The organism is Bradyrhizobium sp. Ken51, assembly GCF_055807435.1.
In genome coordinates this window covers 1-4,174 of the sequence record NZ_JBVVPB010000087.1, presented here as the reverse complement: position 1 = coordinate 4,174, position 4,174 = coordinate 1, and the positions used below count along the sequence as shown (strand labels likewise).

The window sequence follows — 4,174 nt, the reverse complement described above, 5'->3', positions numbered from 1 at the left end:
AAAACCACGCCGGCCGCGCCGACGAAATCCCAGCAATTGCGGCTTTGACCCCAGCCACCGTTCGCGCCGATGTAGAACCCGGTCCAGTCGTAGATCGGAGCGGCCAGCGCCGGCGGGGCCTTGGTGTACGGACGTGCCGCCATGTCGGCAGCGGAAGCTGGGGAGGCGAGTCCCAAAGCAAACAACGCAACGGTACCGAGCAGAAACTTCTTCATCAGAGTTCTCCATCCCCATGCGTCGGCGGTCGCCGACGCTGTCGCAAGTTGCAAGAGCATAATTATACGACTCGCTCCATGTCGTCCGTGTCCTGCCTGTCACACCGCAGCGCCAAAATGTGTGGGAGGGGGAACCCGATGCCCTCTACTAAGCTTAGGACTTAATTAACCTTCAGGCTCTTCCGCGGACTCGGATCTCCCTAGGCGGTACTGTCCTTCTTAATCGCCACAACCATTCATTATGGCCGCGGATAACTCCTCACTGCGCGTGGCCCCAGCGACCTTCATAATACACTGTCTGACTGCGTGTACCTGTTCGCACGTTGGTCCAAGCAGTGCAGCGGAGCGGGAATGCGCGTGACGGTCGTCTCCACACCTACGAGTCAACGCCCATGCTCGCACATGAGCTGCGGCGCCAAGCAGATGTCTTCACCGATCTCTTGGAACTGCGAAATAAGATTAGCTGCGATCCGTCAATTCGTCTGAGGCCGGGGTCTGCTGAACGATCTGCATCAGACGGGATCGCCTGACATTGCGGAAAAATTCCGAACTCTGAGCTGGTTATTAGTTCGCGTGGTCTGGTGTCGCGTGTGTAGTGCTTCGCGCGGAGCAAAGGAGTTGGGGCGCCCTTGGTGGACTACGACCGTAGGAAAACTGCGGCGTCCAAATAGCAGCGCGGAAACATGGCCTGCAACTGCGCCCCGCGGAGGAAAATTGTGTGAGGCGACAAACCGCCTCGTTCTGAGATCCAACTCCGAACTGGAGCCGGGTACATCGAATAGATCATTTGCGTGGCTTCTCGATTTGTAATATGGCGCCCGCCGTCGCCGAGGTCCCAGGCTGCGTGAAAAGCGAGCCTTGCCCTCTCAGTAACGCAGATCCTATTTGATGGGATCTTTGCTAATGCGATTGTACAGGCGGAGGCGCAGAGGCCATCGATAATCACAGTCTGGCCAGTCTCATTCAACTCATCATATCGATCAAGGTAACGTTGGATCAAGCCACCACGGTCATTGGCAATTCTCACCACTGCGTGGCTCTCGCCGGCGCATACAACCAAAAATGCTGAAGCGAGCAGCAGAGCAAGGGGTCTCATGATGTGCCTCCCCGACTGACATCAGATGCGCGAGAGCGTCTTCTCTGGCAGTAAATCCGGCATTCTCGTTTCCGGCTAACAGCAAGACTCCTCAACGAGTTTGCCTCACGCGCGGGAATGGAATTGATCTAAGTCAATAAACGTAAGTGCGACGTGAGTGTCCCAGGGAATGGGGCATGTGTAACCAGCTTCGAACGCGGCGAGCGGACCTGTCGAAGCCCGCCAGGAGACTCAACTTAGTCCCCTGTGGGGATACCTGGTGGGTTTTCGTCCGTTGGATATAAACCGGCCTTCACCGCTCGCTCCAGCTCAGTCGACAGCGTGTCGAAATGCTGCGCAATCTTCGCCAAAAGTTCTCGCTTCTGCGGCGATGTCGCCAGCGCGCTAATCAGCGCAGCTTCTGCTGCTTGCTTTCGCAGTGCTTCCAGATGATCCCGGTGATCATTCACAGCGGCTCGCCATCCGGCCGGCTCATGGCAAGCGCCTGCGCGACGAAATTGTCAAATATGGGCACCGCGTCCTCAATCTTTTGGCAGCAGCCGCTGTCGAGCGAAAGCTCTGCACTGAGGTCGAACAGCTCTAGCCAGAACAGTGGCACACCATGCAGATCAAGTTCCGGGCCTCGCAACATCCGGATTTCACACTTTGCGACCATGGCGACTGAAACGGACATACCTAGATCGTTGTCCGGGATGCATGAGAGCCGAACGTAAGTCTGCGCGATCTTCAGTTCCGTAAGTGCCCTTCCGGGCGTGCTGCCGGCGATCAAAATTCAGTCCTGGTGTCTTTTGGAGGCATTGACCAATCGCGAGCGTCGCTCGGGGATTAGCCTGAGCATTGAGGTGAGGGCGGCCAGACATAGCCATGATCAGCAGACGCGCGCTTGCTATAGGTCGCCAGAGTTTTGTTCTTTGAGGCCACAAATCCATTGCGGCGCAAAAGCTCTGCAAACGGACCGGTGCGCCTCTGTAAAGTAGCGAGTGGGATACCGGAGACGTCAACCTTAGATCGCTGCTCGCCCAGTGTTTGACCTAGGTCAAACATTGCGAACGAGATGACCTCAGGTATTTGGAAGAAATCGGAGCCCCCTCGACCTTTGAGTTCCCGCCAGAAAAGGAAAGCAGCGCTTGGCGTTCCGGAGATACGCAGTCGGGCAAAGCGTGAAAGGGCACTGCAGGGGGATGTTTCTATGTGGAAGTGCGGGGATCGCCCTATGATGGCTCGCCCAAAGATGTGGGCGTTGATGTCTTGAGCAGGGCAGGAGCGAGCTATAGGTCGGCGGGAAGCCTGAGTGCGATACCTAGCGCGACGGGCGGTATTGCTCGGCTGGCCTGCGCGCGGGTCGCTACCTCGGGCCAAGACACAGCTGCGCTAGTGTCCAAGGCGGGATTGACGCTGAACGACTTCCGCGACCCAGCAGTCCGGCTCGAGGTTGCGACCCAGATCAAGATTCTGGAATTGGCTGCTCAAGAATTGGAGGATGACATCTTGGGCTTCCGGCTCGCCCGGAGCTTTGATCTGCGTGAGATCGGCCTTGTCTACTACGTTATGGCTTCGTCGGAGAATGTCGCCGATGCGCTTCGTGCCGCGGAACGGTACAGCCGGATCATGAATGAGGGAGTCCGGCTGCGTTTCGACATGGAGAAGCATACTGCGACCGTTGCCCTCGAATATGTCGGTGTCGATCGAAGCGGCGAGCGGCAACAGATCGAACTCTGGATAGTTACGCTGGTGCGGATCTGCAGGCAGGTAACGGACGGCCGTGTGGTGCCGTCTCGGCTGCAGGTGAGGCATCTGCGAACCGGCATGCCCCCCGAATTTAGAACGTTCTTTGGCAGAGACGTCGAGTTCGGCGCTGACGGCGATGTGATCTCTTTTCCGGTGCAAGTGGCACTGCTCCCGCTGGTAGGCCGCGACGGCTATCTGCACGATTTGTTGCGATGCTACGCGGAGGAAGCGCTGATGCGGAATGCGCCGCATGGCGCGACGGTTCATTCAAGGGTCGAAAAGACGCTCACCACACTGCTGCCTCACGGTAGAGGCGTCGCGAAGGAAGTCGCGCGCCGGAATGACACCACGACAGTTCCGGTCAAGCTCTCAACGCGAGCTGAGTCGCAGCGAAAAGCCCTGATTGCCTTGATTAGTTCGACGAGCGGAGTACTTGCCCGGCGTGGAGCGGAGAAAGTGTGACGTCATGGCGCTCGGGTTTGCAGGCCGGCTCAAGTGCTATTCATAGTGTACTCAAGGACGATGCCCTTTGGTGCACTTGCGAGTTCCTCTACCCTGCTTCAGCTTGCAGTAGTTCACTTGGAAGAGGGGGAGATCATGTCTTGTCATGCCTCGATCCGACGGCACTTCCCGGACCCGTCAATCACGATCGAAGATACCCGCGAGAGGTCTCTGGCGCGAGAATCGCGGCCAGGTTCTATTTTGATCCTCGCAGGATTCCGAACCGAAGTTGAGACCCAATTAGTGATCGATCGACTCTTGAGTGAGTACTTTACGCCCGAATCGCGGCAGGCGTAAGCGCCACCTCACGGTCTCTTGCGTCAGTGTGCGCCATCCTTAAATTGACGTGACGAGCACTTCGTTGCCTTCGCGAGGACATACTTTGCTTGAGCCGGGATGGTTGGCAGGGACATTGCTTCGCCGCCGTTGATCTAGATCAACTAGGCAGTCGCCACAACGCCCGAATACAGTTGTGGTCACGGGATGTGTGATCACGATGTTGCTTGGTCTGGTATCCAATTGTTGCTCGGGAGGTCATCACAATGAGGTGCAGATTGCTTCTGCTTGCGCTGGTCTTAGTCTCCTCAGCTTTGGCCAGTGAGGCGCGCGCCACGACGGCCGATATTCGCAGCAT

General features: G+C 57.3%; 4 protein-coding genes and 2 pseudogenes. 2 read left to right on the top strand and 4 right to left on the bottom strand.

What is annotated here, in order from left to right; all coding sequences use genetic code 11:
* A pseudogene (locus AC0L27_RS40750) lies at positions 1-215 on the bottom strand (hypothetical protein); the annotation flags it as partial.
* Between the two features lie 317 nt (positions 216-532).
* Here AC0L27_RS40750 and AC0L27_RS40745 point away from each other — a divergent pair.
* A pseudogene (locus tag AC0L27_RS40745) lies at positions 533-745 on the top strand (hypothetical protein); the annotation flags it as partial.
* Positions 746-852: 107 nt separating this feature from the next.
* On the opposite strand, the gene AC0L27_RS40740 reads toward AC0L27_RS40745, so the two are convergent.
* The 3 genes from AC0L27_RS40740 to AC0L27_RS40730 all read right to left on the bottom strand — a co-directional run bounded on the left by AC0L27_RS40740 (position 853) and on the right by AC0L27_RS40730 (position 2,080).
* Entirely contained in the window at positions 853-1,311 is a 459-nt protein-coding gene (locus tag AC0L27_RS40740) for a hypothetical protein (RefSeq protein WP_354065638.1), read from the bottom strand.
* 236 nt (positions 1,312-1,547) lie between these two features.
* A complete protein-coding gene (locus AC0L27_RS40735; RefSeq protein ID WP_275174762.1) occupies positions 1,548-1,760 on the bottom strand; it encodes a hypothetical protein in 213 nt (70 codons plus the stop codon).
* Entirely contained in the window at positions 1,757-2,080 is a 324-nt protein-coding gene (locus AC0L27_RS40730) for a hypothetical protein (protein ID WP_354210636.1), read from the bottom strand. Before AC0L27_RS40730 ends, AC0L27_RS40735 begins: the two co-directional genes overlap by 4 nt.
* Before the next feature lie 620 nt (positions 2,081-2,700).
* Here AC0L27_RS40730 and AC0L27_RS40725 point away from each other — a divergent pair.
* On the top strand, positions 2,701-3,501 hold the full coding sequence (locus tag AC0L27_RS40725; protein ID WP_473323694.1) for an AraC family transcriptional regulator ligand-binding domain-containing protein: 801 nt from the start codon (positions 2,701-2,703) through the stop codon (positions 3,499-3,501).
* Positions 3,502-4,174 lie beyond the last annotated feature (673 nt).